We start from the raw sequence: 24826 nt of genomic DNA on the forward strand, positions 1-24826 counted from the left end.
TTATATTGTAATTGCCATGGAAGTAACGCTCACTTTACAATTTGTTTGGAGCAGCACTTCTTTAACACAGGCCTCAATTGTAGAACCGGTTGTAATGATATCATCAACAATTAAAACATGTTTGTTTAGAAATGCATTCGGCTTGACAATCTTAAAACTGGTTTTTAATTCTTGCCATCGTTTTGCTCTGCTTTTCATGGTTTGGGTAGAAGCATGCTTAACCCTTGATATAAGATCGTTTCTAAATTCAGCATCGATCTTTGTAGCAATAGCTTTTGCAAAAGTTGTCACCTGGTTGTATCCTCTTTTTCTTAATTTTTTGCGATGTAATGGAACGGGGATAACATAATCAATGTTTTGGTAATAGTCAGTTTCTTTTAGTAAACTTCCCATCCAGTTGCCTAAAAAAACACCGATATCCTGGTGTCCTTTGTATTTAAGATTATGAATAAGTTCTTGCGTAATTCCCTTTTTGTGGAAGTGTAATAAAGTTGAGGCGTGCTGAAGTTTTAGCCTGCCTTGAAAAATTTTTAATACCTCATTAGGAGAGGCTTGATATGAATTGGAAAGAGCTAGATTATGCCTGCAACAGGTACAGATTGTTTCTTCATTAGGATTTAGTATATTGTGGCAACCAAAGCAAATTTCGGGAAAGAATAAACTTTGAATATCATTTATTATCTTTATCGCGGTAATCAATTCTGTTTGATTTGGTTATTGTCTCAAATCTAACCAATATTAATGAGTGTTCAAAACAAACAACTGGGACAGAAGGCTATACTCATAGCATTGTTCGTATGTATTATTGTGCTCACGGGCTTTTCGTATTATAATTATATGGAGAGTGAAGAAAAAGTGTCGTTTCTTCAGAATGAGAAATCAATGATCATTCAGGACCTGGAACAAATTCAGGCCGACTTAAGCAATCTTTCAGAAGAAAATGATGTTAATAATGAAGTGATTCGAGAAAATAAACAACGCATTACATTATTAATAGACTCAATTAAAGTTTTAGAGGTAGATTATAACTTGCTTCACAAGTATCGAAGAGAATTGTTGTTGCTGAGAAACGAAAACAGGGGGTTACACAGAGAGTTAGATTCTGTAAGACGCGAAAATATACTTCTTGCTAAAGAAATTGATAGTGCGAAACTTCGATTAGTTGAACTCACTAGGTATTCCAATACCTTAAAGAAGTCAAACGAACAGCTATCTGATTTTTCAGACTCTTTAATTAGTGAGAATATCGAGTTGTCAAAAGAACTGAATAAAGCCCCGATAAAAATAGCAAGCTTAAAAGCTTCAGCCTATAAGGAAAGAAGTAATGGAAGAATGTTGCTAACCAACAGGATTTCCAAAACAGATCGTTTAAGAGTTTGTTTTGTGGTGCTGCCTAATACATTGCTACAGGAAGGAGAACAGATCTTTTATGTTCAATTTACAGATCCTGATGGAACAATTTTAGGAAATAATAAAACTATCGACCTAAATGGTAAGGAAGTCGTCTACAGTAAAAAGATTGTGGTTCCATTTGAAAACTCCCCGTTAAGTGTGTGTGATTTTATTGTGGTAAATGAACTTGTAGATGCCGGAAATTACATTGTAAATGTATACCATGAATCTAATTTATTGGCAAGTTCAAATTTCGAGTTAAAATAGCCATTGCTATCTACTTACAAAAGGCTATTTTTGTTGCATGGCAAATCAAGATGAACATTTTAAGAAGGTTATATCTCACGCAAAAGAATACGGGTATGTATTCCCTTCTAGCGAAATTTACGATGGATTAAGTGCCGTATACGATTACGGTCAGAATGGGGTTGAATTAAAAAAGAATATCCGTGACTATTGGTGGAAAGCCATGGTTCAGATGAATGAAAATATTGTAGGGATTGATGCAGCAATTTTTATGCATCCTACAACATGGAAAGCCTCTGGTCACGTAGATGCTTTTAATGATCCTCTAATTGATAATAAAGATTCCAAAAGAAGGTACAGAGCCGATGTGTTGATTGAAGACTATGTAGCTAAAATTGAAGCGAAAATAGACAAGGAAATAACCAAGGCTAAAAAACGCTTTGGTGAGTCTTTTGATGAAGAGCAGTTTGTAGCAACTAACGGCAGAGTGATAGGTTATAAAGAAAAAGCCGAAGCTATTATAAAGAGGATGGCTGCCTCTCTTGAGAAAGAAGATTTAGCTGATGTAAAATCGCTAATTGAAGAATTAGGAATTGCCGACCCGGAGACTGGAAGTAAAAACTGGACGGATGTTAAGCAGTTTAACCTAATGTTTGGAACCAAGCTTGGAGCCTCTGCAGATAGTGCAATGGATCTGTATTTAAGACCAGAAACAGCCCAGGGAATATTTGCAAATTTCACTAATGTGCAGAAAACTGGTAGAATGAAGATTCCTTTTGGGATAGCGCAAACCGGTAAGGCTTTTAGAAATGAAATCGTTGCTCGACAGTTTATTTTCAGAATGAGAGAATTTGAACAAATGGAGATGCAATTCTTTATCAAGCCGGGAACCCAACTAAAATGGTATGAGCATTGGAAAGAAGCGCGTTTAAAATGGCATTTATCGCTCGGTTTAGGCGAAGAGAACTACCGTTTTCATGATCATGAAAAGTTGGCGCATTACGCAGATGCAGCCTCTGATATAGAATTCAAGTTTCCTTTTGGTTTCAAAGAGTTAGAGGGAATACACTCCAGAACAGATTTTGACCTTGGAAAGCATGAGGAGTTTTCAGGTAAGAAAATGCAATACTTCGACCCGGAAGAAAATAAAAGTTATGTTCCATATGTGCTTGAAACATCTATTGGTTTAGATAGAATGTTTTTAGCGGTCTTTTCAAATTCATTGCAGGAGGAAACCTTAGAGAATGATACTACCAGAACAGTTTTAAAAATTCCGGCTGTATTAGCACCTACCAAGGCTGCAATCTTGCCATTGGTAAAGAAAGATGGATTACCGGAAATAGCACGTCAGATCGTTGAGGATCTAAAATGGGACTTCATGGTGACCTATGATGAAAAAGATGCAGTAGGAAGACGTTACAGAAGACAAGATGCTGCAGGTACGCCTTTTTGTATTACTGTTGATCATCAAACCAAAGAAGATCATACTGTTACTATCCGTCATCGGGATACAATGGAACAAAAAAGAGTTGCAATCAGCGAGCTGGGAGCAATAATTAAAGAAGAAGTAGATGTTCGTAACTGGCTGAATAAAATGTAATAATTCAGAATAGTATGACTACTAATAATAAAAAAGCCCTTGAAAATTTTCAAGGGCTTTTTTATTGTATAACCAATCAAGTATTATTTTCCTTTGTTCGCTTCAACAATGTACTTCTCTAAAGCCATAGTCATTGATGGTGTGTCAGGGGTAGGAGCCATAATATCAATCCTTAATCCACTGGCCTCCGCTGCTTTTTGGGTTGTGTTTCCAAAAACAGCAATTCTTGTTTCATTCTGTTTAAAATCAGGGAAGTTCTTAAATAAAGACTCAATTCCTGATGGACTATAAAATGCTAAGATGTCATAATAAACATCTTTAAGGTCTGATAAGTCGCTAACAACTGTCTTATATAAAATTGCCCTTTTCCAGTCTATTTTTAGTTCGTCTAATGTTTCAGGAACAATAGGTTTTAAAACATCTGATGATGGAAGAAGGTACTTTTCGTCTTTGTATTTTTTAATTAAAGGTGCAAGATCCGGAAAGTTTCTCTTGCCAACATAAATTTTCCTTTTTCTGTAAACAACGTATTTCTGTAAGTAATACGCTACCGCTTCCGATTGGCAGAAATACTTCATCGAATCCGGAACTTTGTGTCTCATTTCATCTGCAATTCTGAAAAAATGGTCAACAGCATTCCTGCTCGTGAAGATGATTGCGGTAAACTGAGACAAATCAACTTTTTGTTGTCTAACATCTTTAGCATTAACTCCTTCGACATGAATAAAAGGCCTGAAATCGATTTTCACCTTTTGTTTTTCAACTAAACGGGAATAAGGTGAATTTTCTACTTTGGGCTCAGGCTGAGAAACCAAAATTGTTTTAACTTTCATAGTTTACCTTACGTTTTTTAGATTCTTCCTAATAATACCTTAACTAGTATTAATATGGGGGCTATTTCTAGCGCGCAAAGATACAAAATAAAATAAAACAAGTTGTAGCGAATGATTTTTTGATGATTTTTTAATATTAAAACAAAAGAAATAACATTTAGTAAAATAAAAAGTGAAATCGTTGAGAAAAATAAAATTTTCTTGTTTAAATCGCTGTATATCAGCAACGTAATAAACGGAAGGCTTAGAAGACAACTTAAATTTAAGTAGCTTAACTTTTCAAAATGATAACTTTCTGCGAAAGAATTTATGTTAAAAACCGTGGCAATGGTTTTTTCTAAATAATATTTAAAAAGGATAACAAGTAAGATGAATGCTGTTATAGTGAGTATGTTTGCTTGTATCGAAAGATCGAAAAAGTCGATAGAGATTTTGCAAAGAAAGCCCAGGGTGATCACCTGAACAAGAAGTAAAAATATATTAAACCAATTATGGGTGTGTGATTTTTCTTTGCTGTAAACTTTGAAGTATTTTTCAGAATAAAAAATACTGATAAATAGAGGAAAACGACCCTCATCTGTTGCTTTGGCAAACGTCATTAAGACAAGGCAGCCCACGAGTAAAAAACTTTCAATAGTTAAGTCGGTGGTATGTCTTAAAATACTTTCCATCTATTTTATTGGAATAATTTCGCCATTAAATCCATAAGGTAGCTCGTTCTCGGATATACTCAATCTAAAATATTTTTCAATATTTTCAGGTGTATGATCCAGTATTGAAATCTTTAAATTCATAAAAGAATTAGCCTTTATGATTGGAGCATCATAGTCATTTACTTTAATTTTTAAAGTGTCAATAATACGCTTTTTCTCATCTAATGTGACCCCGTGAAGTTCCAGCTTTTCAATAGGGATATTCACATTATAAGGGTTAATGATAGTGATCGGTTGCGGCTGTGAAAAAGATTTAATGTTCTGGGTCTCTGTCTCAATTTTCAATTTACGCCAAGAACTAAAATTAGCTACTATAATACCTTTTAAAGTCCTGTTTTTAAATGCTTGTTGTACCGAGAAGGATGGAGAATACGCTTCAGAATTAGTAATGTAAGCAACTTTTTTGTTTTGAAACCTGAGTTCAGAGGTGTCGAGATCGTATTGATTGAGTCTGAACTTAAGATCATTTAAAGAATAAGCATCGACCCCGGAGTAAAAGCTGTACATGCTTGCATTTCTGTACGAATTGGTGAATATGACCGGGAGGCCATTTGTTTTTTCTTTTAGCTCCATCGCCCAGGCTTTATTGCCATGGGTTTCATAACTGAACGGTATTAGCGAAGGAAAAAGCATTGCAAATCTCAAGTAGCAAATAACAACTAATGAAACAGAAGAGGCGACGGTCAGTCCTTTTTTAAATTTCGGATGGTTAATGGCATATCGAAACACGAATATGAACAAAGGAATGATAATGAGCATTGGCCATTGAGCTTGTGTTCTCCGGTTAAAAGAAGAGAACAAAAAGAATATGATAATACCCCAAACAGTGTATTTTAAGCTTTTGTCAAATTTGTTTTGACTGTGAGTTTTTACCAGCGAATAGTATATCCATGGCGAGGCAAACCCCATAATGCCAATAAGCCCAAGAAGATATTCGGTGGTATATGATATTTTATAATAACTATCAGCTCTGTCAAAAAAATGATAACGTAAAGGAGCAAAATCGTTTTCGAAAAGCCACACCAAGTGAGGTGTGTAAAATAGCAAGGAAAGACCAATAGCTTTCCAAAAGTTTAGGTTTAATAAGATCCTTATATTACCGAGGATTACAAAAACAATTAACAGAAACGCATGGTATTTGCTATACATGATTAAAGCCATGCTCAATGCCAGTAAAAAAATATTTTGAACACGCTCTTTTTTCAGGAATCCCTGGTAAGCAAACAGGAATAAAGTTGAAAAGAAAATTAAAGGGGTGTCCGGAAGCATAAAGAATCCGTAAGCGTTTAATAAAGCTAATGAAGAAGAAATCAGACAAAAAAGTAAAACATGTTCATGTTTTTTGGGCGACTCAATGAGCTTCCAAATAAAATAAATAGACCCTGATAATAGCCATGGAGCGAAAAAACGAACTCCCAACTCTCCATCAAACAACAAGGAGCCAAGTTTTACAAAAAATGCTACCGCAGGTGGGTGATCAAAGTATCCCCATGCTAAATCCTTTGCGAAATACCAGTAATAAGCTTCGTCGAAAATAAGCTCAGTTAAATGGCTCTGTAAAAGATTGATACCTGTTAAAGCCGCTAAAAAAATCAAGACGATTTGATCAGACTTTTTTGTTTGTTGCATTCAAAATAAATTTGTGACAAAAATAGGTATTATTTCAACTTTCTTCTCTTTATAGACTGATTAATAACGATTATCTGAATCGATCAGTTTAATTATACTATTTTTGCATTCATTAAGAGCAAATAGATGACATCAGAATGTTTGGTCATTATACCGACCTACAACGAAATAGAGAATATTGAAGCCATTATAAAAGCGGTATTTGATTTAAAGCAAAATTATCATGTACTCATTGTCGATGATAATTCACCCGATGGTACCGCCGATAAAGTTAGAGAGCTTCAAAAGCAATTTAAAGACGAATTATTTTTGGAGGTTCGTCAGGAAAAAACAGGATTAGGAACCGCATATATTCATGGTTTTAAGTGGGCACTTAAAAACAACTATGATTATATTTTTGAAATGGATGCTGATTTTTCTCATAACCCAAAAGACCTGCCAAGATTATTGGATGCCTGTATTAATAAGGGCGCTGACCTGGCTATCGGTTCCAGGTATATTAAGGGGGTTAATGTAGTAAATTGGCCAATGGGAAGGATAATATTGAGTTATGGGGCTTCGTTTTATGTGAAGTTGATAACGGGAATGCGTGTTAATGATCCAACCGCAGGATTTGTTTGTTATAAAAGAAGTGTTATCGAACGTCTGGATCTGGATAAGATCCAGTTTGTAGGGTATGCTTTTCAAATAGAAATGAAGTTCAAGGCACACCTGCAGAAGTTTAAATTGGTTGAAGTGCCGATTGTTTTTACCGATAGGGTAAAGGGTACGTCTAAAATGGATGGCAAGATTATATACGAAGCTATCTGGGGCGTGCTGAAAATGAAGTTTAATAGTTTATTCAGAAAAGAAAAATTTAATTAAAATGGGGCAGCAAACACTAATTAAGAATGCAAAGGTTGTAAATGAAGGGCAGATCCTGGAAGTAGATGTTTTGATTGAAGGAGAGCGAATTGTTAAAATTGAAACTGGAATTAGTGCTTTAAATGCCAATGTTATTGATGCCAAAGGGAACTATTTGTTGCCGGGGATTATAGATGATCAGGTTCATTTTCGTGAGCCCGGATTAACCCATAAGGCAAATATTGCAACCGAAAGTAGAGCAGCCGTTGCAGGTGGAGTTACCACTTTTATGGAGCAGCCAAATACAAATCCCCAAACAACTACCATAGAAAAGTTAGAAGAGAAGTTTAGTATCGCCGCCAATTCTTCCTATGCGAACTATTCTTTCATGTTTGGAGGAACTAATGATAATCTCGAAGAATTAAAAAAATTAGATAATAAATCTTGTGCCGCAGTAAAACTGTTCTTAGGATCGTCCACAGGGAATATGTTGGTAGATAATGAGCAGGTCATAGAGACTATATTTTCAAATACTGATATGGTTATTTGTACTCATTGTGAAGATGAGGCCACCATTAAAAGAAATTTAGAGCATTATACAGGTATTTATGGAGATGATATTCCAATTAAATATCACCCTATAATAAGAAGTGAAGAAGCTTGTTATTTGTCGTCTTCAAAAGCCATAGCCTTGGCTAAGAAAACCGGTGCAAGATTGCATATATTTCACCTTTCCACCGGAAAGGAAACTCATCAGTTCGTGAATGATATTCCTTTGGAAGAAAAGAAGATTACCGCAGAAGTATGTGTGCATCACTTGTGGTTTTCTGATGCGGATTATGAAGAAAAGGGGACTTTGATTAAATGGAATCCGGCTGTAAAAACTGCCGAAGATCGAGATGAATTATGGAAAGCGCTGCTCGATGATCGTATCGATGTCATAGCAACTGACCATGCGCCACATACCCTTGAAGAAAAACAAAATGTTTATACCAAAGCCCCGTCAGGCGGACCATTGGTGCAACACGTGTTGCCGGCTATGTTGGAGAATTATCACAGGGGGAAGGTAGGTTTGACAAAGATTGTAGAGAAAATGTGTCATAATCCTGCAAAGCTGTTTCAAATAAAAGATCGTGGTTTCGTTCGTGAGGGATATTATGCTGATTTGGTATTGGTTGACCTGAATGATGAATGGAAAGTAACCAGGGAAAATATCTTATACAAATGTGGATGGTCTCCTTTCGAAGGAACTGCGTTTAAATCTAAAATAACACATACCTTTGTAAATGGTTATTTGGCGTATAAGGAAGGACAGGTTTCTGAAAACAGAAATGCTAAGCGACTGACTTTTAACAGAGATTAATACTGCGTAAATGAGTATACTAAAAAATATATTGATTGTTTTTGGAACTGTTTTACTGCTTGTTTCTTGTGAGACGAATGTGGTAGAAAAACCAGAAAACTTGATAGAGGAAGATGAAATGGTTGCTATTTTTTATGATATAGCGGTTTTAAACGCTGCTCGTTCTTCAAATGTGAAAGTATTAAGAGAAAATGAGATCCAGCCTGAAGAGTTTATTTATGAAAAGCATAAAATAGATAGCCTGCAATTGGCCAGGAGTAGTGTTTATTATGCTTCAAAACCCAATATTCATCTTCGAATATTCCAGAGAGTCGAAGAACGCCTAAAAGAAGAAAAGGCTTTGGCCGATAGTCTTATGCGTAATAAACGAACCATAGAGATGGAGAAAAATGCGCCAGTTATTAAAAAGAATGATAGCTTAACACCAGCTGAACTTTCTGAAGAGGATTAACCTATTTTGGAAAGCGTTTCTCTAAGTTTTTCGCTCGAATAGTAAGTGCTTGAATTTAAGGAATGTGCTGTGTTTTTAGTTAGTTTTCGTTTACCTCCAAATACAGCTTTAAGCCAATCTAACCTCCAAAGCACCTTTAAGATCCAGTTTTTAAGAGGTTTATGAGGTGGCTTTGTTTTGGTTTTGTTAGCAATTCTATCGATAACCTCTTTGTAGGTAGTATTTTCAGAAACTAATATATAACGCTCATTTTTAATATTCGAATGCATTAAGGCGATCATGTATTTAGCAACATCTTCAACATCGATAAAACCAGTACCGCCTTGGGGATAAAAAGAAACGCCTTTACGAAGTATTTTGTAGAATGCTCCACTGCCACTTTCAAAATGCTCAGGCCCCAGAATTACCCCCGGATTAACAACTATTACATCTAAGTCTTCCTGAGAACCTCTCCATACTTCCATTTCTGCCCGGTATTTGCTCACAGCATAAACATTATTAGGAGCTTCAGGATTCCAGTGATTTTTCTCCGTAACAGCAGTTTCCTTTATGGGTTTTCCTAACGTGGCAATACTGCTTACATAACACAGTTTTTTTATATGATGATCGATAGATAGGTTTACAATATTGGCAGTGCCTTCAATATTACTCTTTTTAAGTTTCCTTCGGTCACCTGGGTTGAAGCTTATAAGGGCAGCACAGTGATAAACATGATCTATGCCAATAAAGGCATTAGTTAAACGTGGAATATCGGTAATATCAGATTGGTACCATTCAATCGCGTCAAAAAGATCAATGGCATTATGCATTTCGAAAACTTTTTTGGTAAGGAGTTGTTTATCCTTATTTCTATACAGAGCGCGTACTTTTTCACCCTTTTTTAGAAGGCCCAGAGTCGTAAACGATCCAACCAATCCTGTAGCACCGGTAACTAAATTCATAAGGCGAAATTAATGCTTTTTTTAACGTTCAGTACGCTTAGAGATAAGAAAATCTTAAGATTCCTTTTTTTGGTTTCGTTCTTGTTAAATCGTTCGATTCTTTATCTTTGCAGCTGTTTTACCGTAAAATTATAAAAACAATGGCCAAAAACTTTATAGAGGAATTACAATGGAGAGGCATGATACATGATGTGATGCCAGGTACAGAGGAGCATTTGTTAGAAGGAATGCGCGCTGCTTATGTGGGAATAGATCCAACAGCCGACTCCTTGCACATTGGGCATCTTGTAGGGGTGATGATGCTTAAGCATTTTCAAGCTTGTGGTCATAAACCATATGCCCTGATAGGTGGAGCAACAGGAATGATTGGAGATCCTTCAGGAAAATCAAAAGAACGTAATCTTTTGACAGAAGATGATTTGCTACATAACCAAAATGCAATTAAAGGACAGTTGGCCAGATTCCTGGAGTTTGATGCGGCTGAACCAAATGCTGCTGTGTTGGTTAATAATTACGATTGGATGAAAAACTTTTCTTTTCTTGAGTTCATTCGTGATGTTGGTAAGCATATTACGGTAAACTATATGATGGCAAAGGATTCTGTAAAGAAACGATTGTCTTCAGAATCTGCCGAGGGTATGAGCTTTACAGAGTTCACCTATCAGTTGGTTCAAGGGTATGATTTTCTTCATTTGTACAATGAAAACAATTGTACGCTGCAGATGGGTGGTAGTGATCAATGGGGGAATATAACCACGGGTACCGAACTCATCAGAAGAATTGCATCAGGGAAGGCTTTTGCACTTACATGTCCGCTGATAACCAAAGCTGATGGAACCAAATTTGGTAAAACAGAAGGTGGTAACGTTTGGCTTGATGCAGAAAGAACTTCGCCTTATAAATTCTACCAGTACTGGTTAAACACAAGTGATGATGACGCAGAGAAGTATATAAAGATATTTACCTTCTTGTCAAAAGAGGAGATTGAGAGCTTGGTAGCTTCTCATCAGGAAGCTCCTCATTTGAGAGGGCTACAGAAAACACTAGCTGAAGAAATTACTAAAATGGTTCACGGTGAAGAGAATCTTGAAAATGCTATTAAGGCTTCTGATATCTTGTTCGGGAAATCAACCTCTGAGGATTTAAAAACGCTGGATGGAAAAACATTTTTAGATATTTTTGAAGGTGTTCCTCAGGCTGAGGTTTCAAAAGAAGAGATTCAGGAAGGTCTGGATATGATTGGAGCTTTGTCAGCAAAAACAGGTTTTTTAAAGTCCAATGGTGATGCCAGAAGAGAATTGAAGCAAAATTCTATTTCAGTAAATAAAAATAAAGTGAAAGAAGATTATCGAATTACTTCGGATGATCTTATTAACAACAAATTTGTGCTCCTGCAACGAGGTAAGAAGAATTACTTTGTTTTGGTAGTAAACTAATAAGAGGCCTGATGAAAATCAGGCTTTTTTTTATTGAAAATGGGTGGTTCTGACTGGTCAGCGGGTAGATTAGTATAGCGATTAAAGGGCCATGAGATTACAACCTCTGATATCCGAGTTGTCAAACCTTCCAATTATTTCAAAACTACCATCTGAAAATACTTTTCCCAAATCCTGCGTGGCAATAAACGAACATGAATTAATATTGGCCAGATCAATGACATTGATGCCGCCTGTTTTACCAGGTTTTTGAAGGCTCAGCGGGTCGTCCGTATCCCTGGTAATGATTTTCATCCAAGGTGGACATTCAAAAATACCATCCCCTTTAGAGTATCCCTGAGATAATAATTCCGTCATGCCATATTCTGAATGGATTTTTTGAACCCCTAAACCATTTGATAGAATTTGATGTAATTCCGCTCTTATGATTTCTTTTCGTCGTCCTTTCATCCCTCCCGTCTCCATTACAATAGTATTCTTTAGATGTAATGAATAGGTTTCTACAAGATCGAGAAGTGCGAATGATACCCCCAAAAGCAGTGTTTTTTGATTTCTTGATTCCAGTAGATCGAGTTTTTCTTTAAGATGCTTCAGATCGTTTAAATAAAAGCCACTATGTTCATTATTTGAGCGATTAATGAAGTCGTTAGCCATGTAGATCAGGGATGATCCTTTGCGCTCTAAATAGGCAGGTAACAGGGCTAATACAGCATAATCCTCAATGTTGCCGTAAAAGTGTTGAAAGGCTTTCCGATAGCTTTTTTCATAAATTGAAAGGTCTTTGACAAAATGCTTGCTGGTGACGGTTCCGGTTGTTCCACTGCTACTAAAGATAATGTCTGTATGTTGAAGGTCGGTGGTTACCTTTTGAGATTTAAAGAATTGGATAGGTAGAAAGGGAATATCTTCAAGATTTTCAACCTTTTCGGGCTTGGTGTTCAGGTAATCACAAAAACGTTGGTATACGCTATTATTCAGGTATTGAAAATTAAAAACATCAAGGGCGACGTTTTCAAAATCTTTTGCTGTTTGTATGTTAAAAATAGCATTGCTTACCATGTGAATAATTTACATGGCAAATATCAGTAAATTTTTATCAATATTACTATCCCTTTTAGATGTGTCTGAGGTTTGAGTTTTATTCGATTACTAGCTTTCTTGTCGTTGCTCTATCCTCTTCCACAGCTTTCAGTATGTAAACACCCTTGTTGAGTTCATTTACACTAAGCGTTTTTGAGGTTAGTTTTTCTTTCATCACAACTTTTCCCAATACGTCATATATGGTGATATACTTTGGAAGGTCCTTTTTAGAAGAGATATAAACTTTTCCATTTTTAACGGGGTTAGGATAAAGTTTAAAGCCATCTATTTCATTGGTATAGCCTGAATTGGTTTTAAGTATTTCAGGGATTTCAATAAAAGTGTAGATGTCGTCGTAATAATGACCTGGAGCATAAGAAACATCATTTTCAATATAAACTACATTGAGACTGTAGCTTATGAATGAAAACATGCAAAAAATGATTAAGGTGTAAAGTTTTTTCATACGCGATTAAATTTTGGGGCATACTAATATAATAAAATAATATACTGTTCGTTAAAAAACTCGATGAAATGAACAGTTAAATAAATAATAAAGTTCAATTTTGTGTAGTTTGTTGTAGATTTTAAGAATGATATGAATGTATTTACGGTTGAAAACCCTGAGTAGATTTTAAAAAATATTTAAAAACAAAAAACCCGGCATTAGCCGGGTTTTTTTATATTAAAATTAAGGTCGTCTTAGAATCTTGTCCATCCGTTAGCCCAGTTAGGAACGTCAGCACCGTTACCAGCACCCATACCAGTGCCTACAGTGTAAAAGTCAGTATTGGCACCTTGATAAGAAGTTTCAGTAGTTACATTGTTAAAAATAACGTTAGTAAAACTTATTTCGTCATTATCAATATGTCCGTTAGCTACGGCATCGTCAGCTGCACCTTTTACGTGTATTCCAGTTTCGAAATCAGAGATGTAGAAGTTTTCTACAGTCCAGATTCCACCACCTTCTTTAACATAGATACCACCTTCAGATCCAGGCCCTACAACTGTAATGTTTTTAAGAGTTGCAGTAGTAGTTGGTGTAGCAGCAGCGTCATCTCCGTTGTTAGAACCTTCGATACCAGCTTTAGCTCCTCCTGAGATATACCAGTACTCTCCTGTTCCACTCCATCCGTCAGCGAAGTCAATAGAATCATCACCACTGTTAGTAGACACTAGGTATCTTCCGTTAACAGAACCTCCAAAGAATTCAATACCGTCATCTCCACCTTCGAATGATTGTACGTATTCAATTGTAGTTCCAGAACCAACACCGAATAATGAAAGACCGTTAAATTCTTTTTCACCGTTAAATGTAGCTCCGGTATATTCAATTCTTAAATACTTAATAATACCAGAGTTGTCATTATCAACAGTACCACCGTATGTTAAATCAGATACTTCAGCAGTAGCAGTTTGTCCAGTAGAACCACCTTTGTTAGTGTTTGCTCTACCACAGATTACTAAACCACCCCAGTCTCCAGCAGCTGGGCTAGCAGCAGCAGAAGTCATTACAACAGGATCGTTTGCAGTCCCATTAATAAATATCTGTCCATCTTGTGCAACTGCAATATAAGAACTTGTACCTCCCGATGCTTCGATGGTTGTTCCTGCAGGAATGGTTAAAGTCGCACCACCTCTTACGATGAATGCACCTGTCAGGTTATAAGTTTCACTTGGATTTAAAGTTAAAGATTCACCGTCTTTTAATTCACCTTTAAAATCACCTGGATTAATTACAACATTTTCTCCTCCAGTGTTATCATCATCAGAAGTACTACATGATGTGAAGAATAAGGCTGAAAAAGCCATTAATGATAGAACTAATTTTTTCATGTTTTTCTTAATTTAATTTAGTTGTATTTTATAAGTGCAAATGAATTGTATTTACTTTACTTAGTGCTTATGCAACTATTATCTTAGTATTAATTAAACAGCCGTGTTAATACCTTAATGTTAACTAACTGTAATTAAAATTTATAGGTTAAAGAAAGATTTAGATCAATACCCTTCTTATAGGATAATACAGTAACATCCTGAGTTTCCTGAATACGTTCTACGGTAGGATTTAACAGGTTGCGTGCCTTGAAACCAATGCCAATATTCTTGTTTAATTGCGATTTGACAATGAAATCTAATGTTCCGACAGCCTTATCTACAAGGTTCCCTCTGTTATTTGTCCCGATAGCATAAAGTCTGTCAGAAAAATAATTATAAGAAAGTGTAGCAAGAAGGTTCTTATCCTCTGAAAAATCTTTTAAATAGCTAATGTCTCCATTAAGTAAAAGATCAGAAGCTCCGGTTAGTTTCCCTTCTTCATCTGAAAATCCAACGCTAAGATTAGTTTCGTCAATTACCTTTTGTTCATCAAAATCCTGATTGGTGTACATGTAAGATGCATTGAAACCGAATGAAAGCTTATTGTTTAAATTCTCATCTGAGAATTTGATAATGTTCTTTCGGATCTCTAATTCTCCACCAAAGGCAATAGCAGACTCCCCGGTATTAACATATGACACATCATTTGTCGCTGATGCTACAGTTACTTCATTAATCGGATTCTGGATATACTTACCAAAACCAGTAACAGATATCAGTTCGTCATTATTTGGAAATGCCTCCCATTTGATGTCTGCATTGTAATCCGTTGATGGATACAGGTCAGGGTTACCAAAAGTCACCTGGGTTACCTCTTCATATTGGAAAGGGGCTCTTTCTTTAAATTGAGGCAATGTATATGTTTTACTAGCAGCAAATCTTAGGTTTTGCTTTTCGTTAAGACTATACTTCAAAGAAGTACTTGGTAAAATTTCTATTCTGTCAAAGTCACTATCATCACCTTCCGGATCTAATGATGTTTCCCATTCAATCTCCTGGAAAATATATTCTCCACGAAGTCCAAATACAGCGGTAAATTTAGGAGAGAAGTTATACTCAACTGCTCCATATCCTGCATTGATAAACTGCACACCGTCATAGGTTTGTGGGTCTAAAACTCCAGGAATGCCCGCACTACCTCTAAAGGTTACAATGTCAAAATATCCGGCATCGATGCTTTGTTGGTTAAAATAAGCATCAAGGTTATCTGTGAATACCTGTGGTTGCTGAATATTTCTGTTGATTCGGAAGTTGAATTGAGTTGCTTCAAATCCAATGTTTTTAAAACGCCCACTATAACCTACAGATAGCTTACCTTTATATTCACCGTCATTATTTTTATGAAACTTATAAGAGGTTTCAATATTAGCCGCTAACTCATCCTCTTTAAGATCCTGATAGAATCTGTGGTTGTCTGATGTTGCTAAATCAGAAACGGTAAGTCCTGCATCGAAATTATCATTATCGATCGGAACTAAGGTGTTTTGCATTCTGTCTGGAATAACATTTTTCATAATGTTATAAGAAACACCCCAGTTTAGGTCAAAACGTTCATTTAGTTTGTGATCACCGAGTAATTGGTTTACAAATAAAGACGTTCTGTCAAAAGTAGATCTTCTTACGTAACCTCCTCCATTTGGAGCGTTGTCAAAAATGTCTATAACCCCTGTGTATTCGTCATGACTTTGTCCTGTTGAATTAATAAACAAAGAGTTGAACTTAAGAGAGTTGTTGTTGTTAATTCTGTAAAATACGTTACCTAACAAGGTAGAGTTCGTTTTGTATTCATATGCCTCATAATCAAGATCCTTTCTCGGAACACCTTGAGTATTAACAGCCCCTCTTGCAACTCCCTCTTTAAAGTTGTAATTGTTGTCGAAACTAGCCGATGCAAAAAAGCTTAATCTGCTTTCTTCGCCTAAGGTATATGAATCACCGCCTGTTAGAGAGAATGAATTTTCGACAGGAGTACTGGTGTTTCTATCCCAACTTGTATCAAAGTTATAAGACGTTAAAGGATTGTTTGGGTAATCTTTGTTGTAAAAACCAGTTTTGTTAGGACCATCCTGTAAATAGAATTTGTCTCTTTCCATGGCGCTGGTGTTTCCCCCAATACCTACTCCAAATTCAAAAAAGCCATCTCCTTTATAGTTTTTAGAGATGATGTCGATATTTGCTCCTGCAAAATCTCCGTAGTTTTTATGATTGAAGGTCTTTGAAATCCCGATATATTCAACGATGTCGGTAGAGAAAATATCTAAGTTGATGTTTTTTCTGGAAGGATTGTTTGATGGTAATGGTAGTCCATTCATGGTAGTGGAGTTGTATCTGTCTCCAAGACCACGAACATAAATGCTTCCTGAACCTTCTTGTTTAGAAATACCAGTTGTTTTTGTTACCGCTGTGGCAACATCACTAACACCTTTACGAGCAAGTTCTTCCGCACCGATACTTTGCTTAATTTCGATAGCTTTTTTCTGATCTAATAGCAAAGCTGTTTCAGATTCTCTTCTTACCGTAGTAGTAACAACTACCTCGTCCAGGCTTACACTACCTGCACCTAATCCAGTGTTAATCTCTGTTACTTTCCCTCCTTCTATTTTAACATTAGGGATGGTAACAGTCTCATAACCAACAAAACTAATGGTTACTGAATAGGTTCCCGGAGGAATGCTCCCGATTTCGAACAAACCGTCCATGTCGGTGGTTGTTCCTTTTGTTGTACCATTTACTTGTACATTTGCAAAGGGTAAGGGATCGTTGTTTAATTCCTTATCCGTAATTTTACCTACCACTGAACCTGCATTGTTTTGTGCCATTGTTAGGGTGGTAACCGCTAAAAATAATAATACTAATAATTGTCTCATCACGTCACTTTAAATTCTGGCGCAAAGAAACAGGGGCACTGTAAAGGTGACGTTATTCACAGGTTAATGTTCTGTAATTACATTGTTAGCTTTGTGTTACGCGTATTAAATGAATGTTAACTCCTTTTATTAATTAATATTATCTTTACTTTTGAGCGTAAATTTTAAAAAGAAACAAAATTCTTAAGATCATTAATAACTGGTTCTTAAGGAGTTGTTGAAGTAAATTTAAAGCAATGAAAAAAAGAGACATTAAAATTCTTCTGGTAGACGATGAACCGGATATTCTTGAAATCGTTGGATACAATTTATCTAATGAAGGGTATCAGGTAATTACCGCAAAAAATGGTGCCGAAGGGGTTTCAAAAGCAAGAAAGGAACAGCCACACCTAATTATCTTGGATGTTATGATGCCGGAGATGGATGGTATTGAAGCATGTGAGCAGATTCGAAAAATGCCGGATCTACAAGAAACTGTGGTTACGTTTTTAACAGCCAGAGGTGAAGATTACTCCCAGGTTGCAGGATTTGATGCAGGTGCAGATGATTACATCACAAAACCGATCAAGCCTAAAGTGTTGGTGAGTAAAGTAAAAGCTTTGTTGAGAAGATTCAAAGAAGGTGGTGAAACGGCTGATAAAGTTGTGAAAGTAGGTGATATTACTATTGATAGAGATGAATACAAGATTATTCAGAATGGGGAAGAGATAATTTTACCTAGAAAAGAATTTGAGTTGCTTTCGCTTTTAGCATCTAGACCGGGCAAAGTATTCAAGAGAGAAGAAATATTAGATAAAGTATGGGGTAACGAAGTGGTTGTTGGTGGCCGTACCATTGATGTGCATATTCGTAAACTTCGCGAAAAAATTGGTGATGATCACTTTAAAACTGTTAAGGGGGTCGGATATAAGTTTGTTCTTTAAATGGCAATACAACTTAAAAAGTCATATAGGTTTGCATTACGTTCTTCAACATATATCACCCTAATTGCATCAACGATTGTAGGGGTGTTCTTGTATTTACTCTATGAATTCGACCTGTGGGTAATTATTACTTTCGCTCTTTCCTTATTCGCATTATGCTTTTTCATCCTTCAATACAGAGTCGAAAAGTTTATCTATCGAAGAGTAAAGCAAATTTATGACGATGTTTCACTGCTGGAGTCCAGTTCTTTCCAGAATCAGGCAGTAACAACAGATATGCGAACGCTAACCCACGAGATCGAAAAGTTTGCCAAGGATAAAAAACTTGAGATAGAAACCCTAAAAGTTCGTGAAAACTATAGAAAAGAGTTTTTTGGGAATGTCTCTCATGAATTAAAAACACCTTTATTTACTGTTCAGGGGTATATTGAGACTTTACTGGATGGCGCGATGGATGATAAAAAAGTTCGAAAAAAATATCTTCAACGAGCAAATAAGGGTGTAGAGCGACTCATATATATTGTCAAAGATCTGGATATGATTACTAAATTGGAAGTTGGTGATTTGCATCTGGAATATGAAGAATTTGATATTGTCGAATTGGTGCAAAGTGTATTTGAAATGTTTGAAATGAAAGCTGCCAAGAAGAATATCACGCTTACATTCGATATGCCTTATGATGAGCCCATCATGGTGTACGCCGACAAAGAACGTATTCAACAGGTGGTTACAAATTTGGTGGTAAACTCTATTAAATACGGAAGAGAAGAAGGAACCACCGAGGTTAGCATTGAGAATTTAATTAAAAATAAAGTAATTGTCAGGATTACAGATAACGGAGAGGGAATCGAAAAGCATAATATAGCTCGGATCTTTGAGCGTTTTTACAGAATTGATAAAAGTGGTAGCCGTAAAGAAGGAGGCTCTGGCTTAGGACTTTCTATTGTAAAGCACATTATTGAAGCCCATAAAGAAAAAATTTATGTGGAAAGTGTTTTTGGAATGGGTTCCGAATTTTCATTTACCCTCGAAAAGGCTAAATAGACTGGTATAATCAATCTCAGTCCTAAAATCAGATAGCCCTGAATAATCATTTATCTTCTTTAAGTCTTCAATACGGAAATCCTTTTGCCTGGCATAAGGAACAATACCTTGTTTGTCCAGGCGCCTTGCAAGGTATTTTTGTTCGTATTGACCAGGGGTCGGAATAAAAAATGCTTTTTTTTCAAGTTTAGCCAAATCCATTACGGTGGTGTATCCGGATCGGGAGAGTACAATGTTACTCTGATTAAAAGCAGCCTCCAGTTCGGCGGAATTCATAAAATTGAAAAATGTTACATGTCCGTTTCGTTCAATTTTTTGCTCTTTTTCAATTTTACCCTTTACGAACAAAACTTTACCATCAAACTTATCAACCTCTTTTGTTAAAAGGGCTTCCAGTATGGTGCGTTGTGGTTCCGGGCCGGAAATTATTACCATTAAATCGTAAACCTTTTTCTGTACTTTTTTATCAAGACGACTTAAAGGCCCCAGGTATTTAATCTTAAGATCCGAGTTTGTTAAATGTCCTAACTTTCCTGTAAGGTTGGGTTCTCCTTCTATATCTGGCACCCAGCATTCTGAAAAGCGCTTAATGACTTGTTGATGTATTTTTGAACTAAGCCAGGTCGTATTGCCGGTAAGAACGTTTAATTGATGGGTGATAAAAACCGAAGGAACATCCTTACTGTAAACCCCCATTCTGTTATCGGAAATAATTCCATCGATGTCAAATTCTTTTATAAGAGCCTTTAACTGGTTTCTTTCTTCTGTAACAGCTTTAATGATTTTAGGAGAATCCCAAATCATTTTTAGCTTAAAATTCTTTCCCTTAACTGCATATTGAATTTGATACGACGGTAATTCTATAGTGCTAAGGGTAGGGAATTCTTTTCTGAGGAGTTCAAGAGCCACCCCGTCAGAAGCTATAATGGGAGTGTAATTTTGTTGCTTTAGGGCATTTATAATAGGAATGCACCTCGTAGCATGACCCAGTCCCCAGTTTAATGGAGCAACCAGAATCTTTTTTCTTTCTGTCATTTTACAAAAAAACTACATTTTTATCTCTTGTATATTTCCCTAATTTTGTCAAAATATTAAATAATTGAAATATTTATTTCTAAACCGAAATTTTTTTGGGAGGTGGTTTTGAAGAGAACCGCTTGTTGTATGTGGTTTAATTAAAGAATTTAAAGTGGGAAGCAAAAACAAATTAAAGCGTTTTAGAGAGAATGAGACATTCTCAAATATGGTACAACCTACCAGGGAGGAGTTGATGAATGGTACCTTTTCATTAAAAGGGAGATGGAATGAAGCGTTTTTTAAAAACGACCATCCTATTGTACTGGAGTTGGGATGTGGTAAAGGAGAGTATAGTGTAGGTTTAGGAAGAAGGTTTCCTGAAAAAAACTTTATCGGTATCGATATCAAAGGAGCTCGAATGTGGAGAGGCGCTAAAACGGCTCTTGAGGAAAATGTTGCCAATGTCGGCTTTTTAAGAACTCAAATTGAATTGATAGAAAACATTTTCGAAGCTGGAGAAGTTTCCGAAATATGGATCACGTTTCCTGATCCTCAAATCAAATATAAACGAACTAAGCACCGAATGACGAACAGTGCCTTTTTGCAGATGTACAAAAGAATACTCAAGCCTGATGGTGTTATGCACCTGAAAACGGATAGTGAGTTTATGCATGGTTATACACTGGGCCTGTTACATGGTGAGGGTCATGAGGTCTTATACGCAAACCATAATGTCTATAAAAATGAAGGAAGTCCGGATGAGGTTACCTCGATTCAGACTTTTTATGAAAAGCAGTATCTTGAGCAGCAAAAACCTATTACCTACATTAAATTCAAGATAAAATAAATGGAACATTTAGCCATACTTTTTTTTGCCACTTTTTCAGCAGCACTTATGGGAGTCGTTCCACCTGGTTTGATTAATATGACAGCTGCAAAGGTGAGCTTGACTAAAGGAAAGGCTAATGGAATTCTCTTTGCAACAGGAGCTTCAACCACTGTTGTTGCCCAGGCCTATGTTGCCGTATTAATATCAAAATACCTTTACAACAATCCGTTTGTAATAGACATACTCCTAAAAATAGCATTGGTGGTATTTGGTTTTTTTGCAGTTTATTTTTTCATCGTGGCCAGAAAAAATAAAGAGAAAAAGTTTAAGGAGGTTGACGTAAGTAAACGAGGTAGTTTTCTTAAGGGAATGTTGTTGGCACTGGTTAACTTACTTCCGATACCCTATTTTTGCGGATTAAATGCGGCCTGGAAAGTTTCCGGATGGATTAAATTTCAATTGTGGGACGTATTGACATTCATAATAGCTGCCGGAGCTGGAACATTTGCAATGCTTTACATGTATGTCGTGTATTTTGATAAGCTACAGGCAAAAAGTGACCGATTCTCCCGCTATTCAGACTATGTGTTGTCAGTATTGATGCTTATCTTGGTGATCATAACATTTATTCGAATCTTTTATGGCGAGTAACGATAATTTTTTCGAACGGGTTTATGAAATTGCCAGACAGATTCCTTATGGTCGTGTTACCAGTTATGGAGCTATCGCCAAATACCTGGGGGCAGCAAGAAGTGCACGTATGGTTGGATGGGCTTTGAATGGCAGTAGTTTAAAAGAGGATGTTCCGGCGCATCGCGTGGTGAATAGAAAGGGCATCCTTACCGGGAAACACCATTTTCAAGGAACAAACCTAATGCAGCAACTTCTTGAAAATGAAGGTGTTTTAGTGAAAGATAATCAAATTATTGATTTGGATAAGTATTTTTGGGATCCAATGGACGAACTTTTATGAGCCATTTAGGCATGAAGTCTATCAATTACTATTATCCACTTATTATTGTTTTCGATCTAACATCTTTATTATCTAAAAGCTAACCATTATCTTTGCAATTTAGAATCAATTTAATTAGAGGTGAATAACCTTGAGAATTATAATTATAAACGTCATCAGAATATATGAAGTTAAACAGGAAAGATATATTAAAAGCTCTTGAAAGTATTTCAGCACCTGGAGAAGGTCAGAACATGATAGAGAGTGGTGCAGTTACAAATGTGATGACTTTTGGAGATGAAGTAGTCGTTGATATCACTATAAACAACCCAAGCCTGCAAGCTAAAAAGAAAACTGAAGTTGAAATATTAAAAACCATCCACGATAAGGTCTATAAAAAGGCTAAAGTGAAAGTAAATATTAAAGTAGACGCTCCTGAAAAACCACAGGCAAATCAAATTAAAGGGAAGCCAATTCCCGGAATCAAAAATATTATTGCCGTAGCCTCAGGTAAAGGAGGTGTGGGTAAGTCAACTGTTACCGCTAACTTGGCTGCAACTATGGCCAAAATGGGTTTTAAAGTTGGACTTTTGGATGCTGATATTTATGGACCATCTATTCCCTTGATGTACGATGTAGAAGGAGAACGACCATTGGCCGTAAATGTCGATGGAAAATCCAAAATGAAGCCTATCGAAAATTATGGGGTTAAGATTCTTTCTATCGGGTTTTTTACGCAACCTAACCAAGCTGTAATTTGGCGTGGACCAATGGCTGCAAAAGCACTAAATCAAATGATATTTGATGCTGATTGGGGAGAATTAGATTTTCTGCTTATAGATTTACCTCCGGGGACTGGAGATATTCATTTAAGTATTATGCAGGCAATGCCTATTACGGGAGCAGTGGTAGTAAGTACACCTCAAAATGTGGCACTGGCGGATGCTCGTAAAGGAGTAGCTATGTTTCAACAAGAGAGCATAAGTGTGCCGGTATTGGGAATCATAGAAAATATGGCATATTTTACACCTGAAGAATTACCTGACAATAAATATTATATCTTTGGGAAAGAAGGAGCCAAAAATCTTTCAGAAGACTTAAAAGTTGCTTTCTTAGGTGAACTTCCATTGGTGCAAAGCATAAGAGAGGCTGGTGACGCAGGGAGACCTGCAGCTTTGCAAACAGCAACCCCTCTTGAAGAATCCTTCGAAGAGTTAACAAAGAATGTTATACAAGAAGTGGTGAGCCGAAACAAAAGTTTACCACCAACCGAAGCTATTAAAATAACCACAATGGCAGGTTGTTCGGCGGCTAAAAAGTAGTAATTATGACTTTAGACGAAATTAAGTTAAATGTAGAAAAGGCATTAGAAGAAATACGCCCTTTTTTAAAAAGTGATGGAGGCGATATTTCATTGATTTCTGTAGACGAAACGCTAGTAAGGGTTCGTCTGGAAGGTGCTTGTGTAGGTTGTCATGTCAATCAGATGACATTAAAGGCTGGGGTAGAGACAACCATAAAGAAATATGTGCCTCAAATTGAAAAAGTAGAAAATATAGCTTAGGTTAAAGTCTATTGCTAAAATAGAGGATAACACTACAGTATGAAATCGGTAATATTGTTCCCTTTGAAGAGGCAATTACTGAATTAAAATTGCTATTGTAATGATTAAAACAGACATATTAATAATAGGAGCAGGTCCTACAGGGTTATTTGCTGTTTTTGAGGCCGGATTACTTAAATTAAAATGCCATTTAATTGATGCATTGCCACAGCCAGGAGGGCAATGCTCAGAAATATATCCTAAAAAACCAATCTACGATATTCCAGGCTTTCCAGAAGTTTTAGCTGGTGATTTAGTAGATAATTTAATGGCTCAGATAGCTCCTTTCGAACCGGGTTTCACCTTGGGAGAGCGAGCTGATACTATTGAAAAATTAGACGACGGTTCATTTATAGTTACTACTAATAAAGGAACAAAACATCACGCCCCGGTAGTGGCTATCGCTGGTGGTTTGGGAAGTTTTGAACCCCGTAAACCGCTAATTGATAATTTAGTAAACTACGAAGATAAAGGAGTGGAGTATATCATAAGAGATCCAGAGCTTTATCGTGATAAGCGTGTGGTAATAGCAGGAGGTGGTGACTCTGCCCTTGATTGGAGTATATTTCTTTCCGATGTAGCCGCAGAGGTTACCTTGGTCCACCGACGTAACGAATTCCGTGGTGCTCTCGACTCGGTAGAGAAGGTCCAGGAATTAAAAAAGTTGGGTAAAATCAACCTGTTAACCCCTGCTGAAATTACAGAACTTAAAGGTAACGGCAAATTAGAGGAGTTGGTTGCCGAAAGAGAAGGTGAAGAAATCCGATTGGAAACAGATCACTTTATACCACTATTTGGATTAGCTCCTAAGCTTGGCCCAATTGCAAATTGGGGACTTGAAATCGAAAAGAATGCGATTAAAGTAGATAATACACTGGATTATCAAACCAATGTTCCTGGGGTCTATGCTATTGGTGATGTAAATACATACCCGGGGAAGCTTAAATTAATCCTTTGTGGATTTCATGAAGCTACGCTAATGTGTCAAAGTGCCTATCAGCGTATATATCCTGATAAAAAATACGTTATGAAATATACAACGGTAAGTGGAGTAGATGGTTTTGACGGAACCAGAAAGGAAGCGCCAAAAGCCGTAGTTAAAACGATAGAATAAAATTTTAAAACAAATAGTCTACTGATTTAGTAGACTATTTGTTTTCTTTTACTACTTTTGCATCCAAATTTA

General features: G+C 36.4%; 24 protein-coding genes. 14 read left to right on the forward strand and 10 right to left on the reverse strand.

The genetic code is table 11. From position 1 onward, the window contains the following. Positions 1 to 699 (reverse strand): ComF family protein, encoded by a 699-nt coding sequence (locus P278_RS15480; RefSeq protein ID WP_235444306.1) that lies wholly within the window; start codon positions 697 to 699, stop codon positions 1 to 3. Positions 700 to 741: 42 nt separating this feature from the next. Here P278_RS15480 and P278_RS15485 point away from each other — a divergent pair, with 42 nt between their 5' ends. Together P278_RS15485 and P278_RS15490 are read left to right on the forward strand one after the other, a co-directional pair. Continuing rightward, entirely contained in the window at positions 742 to 1659 is a 918-nt protein-coding gene (locus tag P278_RS15485; protein ID WP_038268828.1) for a coiled-coil domain-containing protein, read from the forward strand. A 37-nt stretch (positions 1660 to 1696) separates the two neighbouring features. Continuing rightward, positions 1697 to 3238 (forward strand): glycine--tRNA ligase, encoded by a 1542-nt coding sequence (locus tag P278_RS15490; protein WP_038268831.1) that lies wholly within the window; start codon positions 1697 to 1699, stop codon positions 3236 to 3238. Between the two features lie 83 nt (positions 3239 to 3321). On the opposite strand, the gene P278_RS15495 is transcribed toward P278_RS15490, so the two are convergent. From P278_RS15495 to P278_RS15505, 3 genes are read right to left on the reverse strand one after another with little or no spacing between them, the layout of a single operon-like run. Beyond that, on the reverse strand, positions 3322 to 4071 hold the full coding sequence (locus P278_RS15495; RefSeq protein ID WP_038268833.1) for a uroporphyrinogen-III synthase: 750 nt from the start codon (positions 4069 to 4071) through the stop codon (positions 3322 to 3324). A gap of 17 nt (positions 4072 to 4088) precedes the next feature. Continuing rightward, on the reverse strand, positions 4089 to 4742 hold the full coding sequence (locus P278_RS15500) for a DUF4271 domain-containing protein (RefSeq protein ID WP_038268835.1): 654 nt from the start codon (positions 4740 to 4742) through the stop codon (positions 4089 to 4091). Next, the gene (locus P278_RS15505; protein WP_038268836.1) at positions 4743 to 6413 is read right to left on the reverse strand and encodes an ArnT family glycosyltransferase; all 1671 of its coding nucleotides are present in this window, start codon (positions 6411 to 6413) and stop codon (positions 4743 to 4745) included. Positions 6414 to 6539: 126 nt separating this feature from the next. On the opposite strand from P278_RS15505, the gene P278_RS15510 reads away from it, so the two are divergent. From P278_RS15510 to P278_RS15520, 3 genes are read left to right on the forward strand one after another with little or no spacing between them, the layout of a single operon-like run. Beyond that, positions 6540 to 7277, forward strand: a complete 738-nt coding sequence (locus P278_RS15510) for a polyprenol monophosphomannose synthase (RefSeq protein WP_038268838.1) — start codon at positions 6540 to 6542, stop codon at positions 7275 to 7277. A gap of 1 nt (position 7278) precedes the next feature. Beyond that, complete coding sequence (locus P278_RS15515) at positions 7279 to 8619, forward strand: dihydroorotase (protein ID WP_038268840.1); 1341 nt, start codon at positions 7279 to 7281, stop codon at positions 8617 to 8619. A 10-nt stretch (positions 8620 to 8629) separates the two neighbouring features. After that, positions 8630 to 9070, forward strand: a complete 441-nt coding sequence (locus tag P278_RS15520; protein ID WP_051413621.1) for a DUF4296 domain-containing protein — start codon at positions 8630 to 8632, stop codon at positions 9068 to 9070. Here P278_RS15520 and P278_RS15525 read toward each other — a convergent pair. Further along, entirely contained in the window at positions 9067 to 10011 is a 945-nt protein-coding gene (locus P278_RS15525; protein ID WP_051413622.1) for an NAD-dependent epimerase/dehydratase family protein, read from the reverse strand. The genes P278_RS15520 and P278_RS15525 overlap by 4 nt on opposite strands. Positions 10012 to 10151: 140 nt before the next feature. Between P278_RS15525 and tyrS the strand changes: the two genes are divergently transcribed. Next, complete coding sequence (gene tyrS / locus P278_RS15530) at positions 10152 to 11447, forward strand: tyrosine--tRNA ligase (RefSeq protein ID WP_038268842.1); 1296 nt, start codon at positions 10152 to 10154, stop codon at positions 11445 to 11447. Positions 11448 to 11528: 81 nt separating this feature from the next. On the opposite strand, the gene P278_RS15535 is transcribed toward tyrS, so the two are convergent. The 4 genes from P278_RS15535 to P278_RS15550 all read right to left on the reverse strand — a co-directional run bounded on the left by P278_RS15535 (position 11529) and on the right by P278_RS15550 (position 17272). After that, positions 11529 to 12506, reverse strand: a complete 978-nt coding sequence (locus tag P278_RS15535) for a LuxE/PaaK family acyltransferase (protein WP_038268843.1) — start codon at positions 12504 to 12506, stop codon at positions 11529 to 11531. A 79-nt stretch (positions 12507 to 12585) separates the two neighbouring features. After that, entirely contained in the window at positions 12586 to 12993 is a 408-nt protein-coding gene (locus P278_RS15540; RefSeq protein ID WP_051413623.1) for a T9SS type A sorting domain-containing protein, read from the reverse strand. Positions 12994 to 13229: 236 nt separating this feature from the next. After that, on the reverse strand, positions 13230 to 14363 hold the full coding sequence (locus P278_RS15545; protein ID WP_038268844.1) for a hypothetical protein: 1134 nt from the start codon (positions 14361 to 14363) through the stop codon (positions 13230 to 13232). A 134-nt stretch (positions 14364 to 14497) separates the two neighbouring features. Further along, positions 14498 to 17272, reverse strand: coding sequence for a TonB-dependent receptor (locus P278_RS15550; RefSeq protein WP_038268845.1), 2775 nt, complete (start codon positions 17270 to 17272; stop codon positions 14498 to 14500). A 236-nt stretch (positions 17273 to 17508) separates the two neighbouring features. Here P278_RS15550 and P278_RS15555 point away from each other — a divergent pair, with 236 nt between their 5' ends. Continuing rightward, positions 17509 to 18195, forward strand: coding sequence for a response regulator transcription factor (locus P278_RS15555; RefSeq protein ID WP_038268847.1), 687 nt, complete (start codon positions 17509 to 17511; stop codon positions 18193 to 18195). Next, positions 18196 to 19239 (forward strand): sensor histidine kinase, encoded by a 1044-nt coding sequence (locus P278_RS15560; protein ID WP_038268848.1) that lies wholly within the window; start codon positions 18196 to 18198, stop codon positions 19237 to 19239. Here P278_RS15560 and P278_RS15565 read toward each other — a convergent pair. Further along, entirely contained in the window at positions 19213 to 20274 is a 1062-nt protein-coding gene (locus P278_RS15565; protein ID WP_038268849.1) for a glycosyltransferase, read from the reverse strand. The genes P278_RS15560 and P278_RS15565 overlap by 27 nt on opposite strands. Before the next feature lie 154 nt (positions 20275 to 20428). On the opposite strand from P278_RS15565, the gene trmB reads away from it, so the two are divergent. The 6 genes from trmB (at position 20429) to P278_RS15595 (ending at position 24754) form a co-directional block, all read left to right on the forward strand. Next, positions 20429 to 21103 carry a tRNA (guanosine(46)-N7)-methyltransferase TrmB gene (gene trmB / locus P278_RS15570; RefSeq protein ID WP_038268850.1) on the forward strand — a complete coding sequence of 225 codons (675 nt, stop codon included), beginning with the start codon at positions 20429 to 20431 and terminating at the stop codon, positions 21101 to 21103. Beyond that, on the forward strand, positions 21104 to 21736 hold the full coding sequence (locus P278_RS15575; RefSeq protein ID WP_038268851.1) for a LysE family transporter: 633 nt from the start codon (positions 21104 to 21106) through the stop codon (positions 21734 to 21736). It abuts the gene before it with no gap. Then, complete coding sequence (locus P278_RS15580) at positions 21726 to 22058, forward strand: MGMT family protein (protein WP_038268852.1); 333 nt, start codon at positions 21726 to 21728, stop codon at positions 22056 to 22058. Before P278_RS15575 ends, P278_RS15580 begins: the two co-directional genes overlap by 11 nt. A gap of 164 nt (positions 22059 to 22222) precedes the next feature. Beyond that, positions 22223 to 23359 carry an Mrp/NBP35 family ATP-binding protein gene (locus tag P278_RS15585; protein WP_038268853.1) on the forward strand — a complete coding sequence of 379 codons (1137 nt, stop codon included), beginning with the start codon at positions 22223 to 22225 and terminating at the stop codon, positions 23357 to 23359. Between the two features lie 5 nt (positions 23360 to 23364). Next, positions 23365 to 23601: a NifU family protein gene (locus P278_RS15590; protein WP_038268854.1), complete on the forward strand. Its 237-nt coding sequence runs from the start codon at positions 23365 to 23367 to the stop codon at positions 23599 to 23601. 100 nt (positions 23602 to 23701) lie between these two features. After that, positions 23702 to 24754: an NAD(P)/FAD-dependent oxidoreductase gene (locus P278_RS15595; protein ID WP_038268855.1), complete on the forward strand. Its 1053-nt coding sequence runs from the start codon at positions 23702 to 23704 to the stop codon at positions 24752 to 24754. The last annotated feature ends 72 nt before the right edge of the window (positions 24755 to 24826 follow it).

Origin of the sequence: Zhouia amylolytica AD3, assembly GCF_000511935.2 — a bacterium.
Lineage (GTDB): Bacteria > Bacteroidota > Bacteroidia > Flavobacteriales > Flavobacteriaceae > Zhouia > Zhouia amylolytica.

Coding starts and splice junctions, on each gene's coding strand:
- P278_RS15485 (WP_038268828.1), top strand. CDS start 742: ATGAGTGTTCAAAACAAACAACTGGGACAGAAGGCTATACTCATAGCA.
- P278_RS15490 (WP_038268831.1), top strand. CDS start 1,697: ATGGCAAATCAAGATGAACATTTTAAGAAGGTTATATCTCACGCAAAA.
- P278_RS15495 (WP_038268833.1), bottom strand. CDS start 4,071: ATGAAAGTTAAAACAATTTTGGTTTCTCAGCCTGAGCCCAAAGTAGAA.
- P278_RS15500 (WP_038268835.1), bottom strand. CDS start 4,742: ATGGAAAGTATTTTAAGACATACCACCGACTTAACTATTGAAAGTTTT.
- P278_RS15505 (WP_038268836.1), bottom strand. CDS start 6,413: ATGCAACAAACAAAAAAGTCTGATCAAATCGTCTTGATTTTTTTAGCG.
- P278_RS15510 (WP_038268838.1), top strand. CDS start 6,540: ATGACATCAGAATGTTTGGTCATTATACCGACCTACAACGAAATAGAG.
- P278_RS15515 (WP_038268840.1), top strand. CDS start 7,279: ATGGGGCAGCAAACACTAATTAAGAATGCAAAGGTTGTAAATGAAGGG.
- P278_RS15520 (WP_051413621.1), top strand. CDS start 8,630: ATGAGTATACTAAAAAATATATTGATTGTTTTTGGAACTGTTTTACTG.
- P278_RS15525 (WP_051413622.1), bottom strand. CDS start 10,011: ATGAATTTAGTTACCGGTGCTACAGGATTGGTTGGATCGTTTACGACT.
- tyrS (WP_038268842.1), top strand. CDS start 10,152: ATGGCCAAAAACTTTATAGAGGAATTACAATGGAGAGGCATGATACAT.
- P278_RS15535 (WP_038268843.1), bottom strand. CDS start 12,506: ATGGTAAGCAATGCTATTTTTAACATACAAACAGCAAAAGATTTTGAA.
- P278_RS15540 (WP_051413623.1), bottom strand. CDS start 12,993: ATGAAAAAACTTTACACCTTAATCATTTTTTGCATGTTTTCATTCATA.
- P278_RS15545 (WP_038268844.1), bottom strand. CDS start 14,363: ATGAAAAAATTAGTTCTATCATTAATGGCTTTTTCAGCCTTATTCTTC.
- P278_RS15550 (WP_038268845.1), bottom strand. CDS start 17,272: ATGAGACAATTATTAGTATTATTATTTTTAGCGGTTACCACCCTAACA.
- P278_RS15555 (WP_038268847.1), top strand. CDS start 17,509: ATGAAAAAAAGAGACATTAAAATTCTTCTGGTAGACGATGAACCGGAT.
- P278_RS15560 (WP_038268848.1), top strand. CDS start 18,196: ATGGCAATACAACTTAAAAAGTCATATAGGTTTGCATTACGTTCTTCA.
- P278_RS15565 (WP_038268849.1), bottom strand. CDS start 20,274: ATGACAGAAAGAAAAAAGATTCTGGTTGCTCCATTAAACTGGGGACTG.
- P278_RS15575 (WP_038268851.1), top strand. CDS start 21,104: ATGGAACATTTAGCCATACTTTTTTTTGCCACTTTTTCAGCAGCACTT.
- P278_RS15580 (WP_038268852.1), top strand. CDS start 21,726: ATGGCGAGTAACGATAATTTTTTCGAACGGGTTTATGAAATTGCCAGA.
- P278_RS15585 (WP_038268853.1), top strand. CDS start 22,223: ATGAAGTTAAACAGGAAAGATATATTAAAAGCTCTTGAAAGTATTTCA.
- P278_RS15590 (WP_038268854.1), top strand. CDS start 23,365: ATGACTTTAGACGAAATTAAGTTAAATGTAGAAAAGGCATTAGAAGAA.
- P278_RS15595 (WP_038268855.1), top strand. CDS start 23,702: ATGATTAAAACAGACATATTAATAATAGGAGCAGGTCCTACAGGGTTA.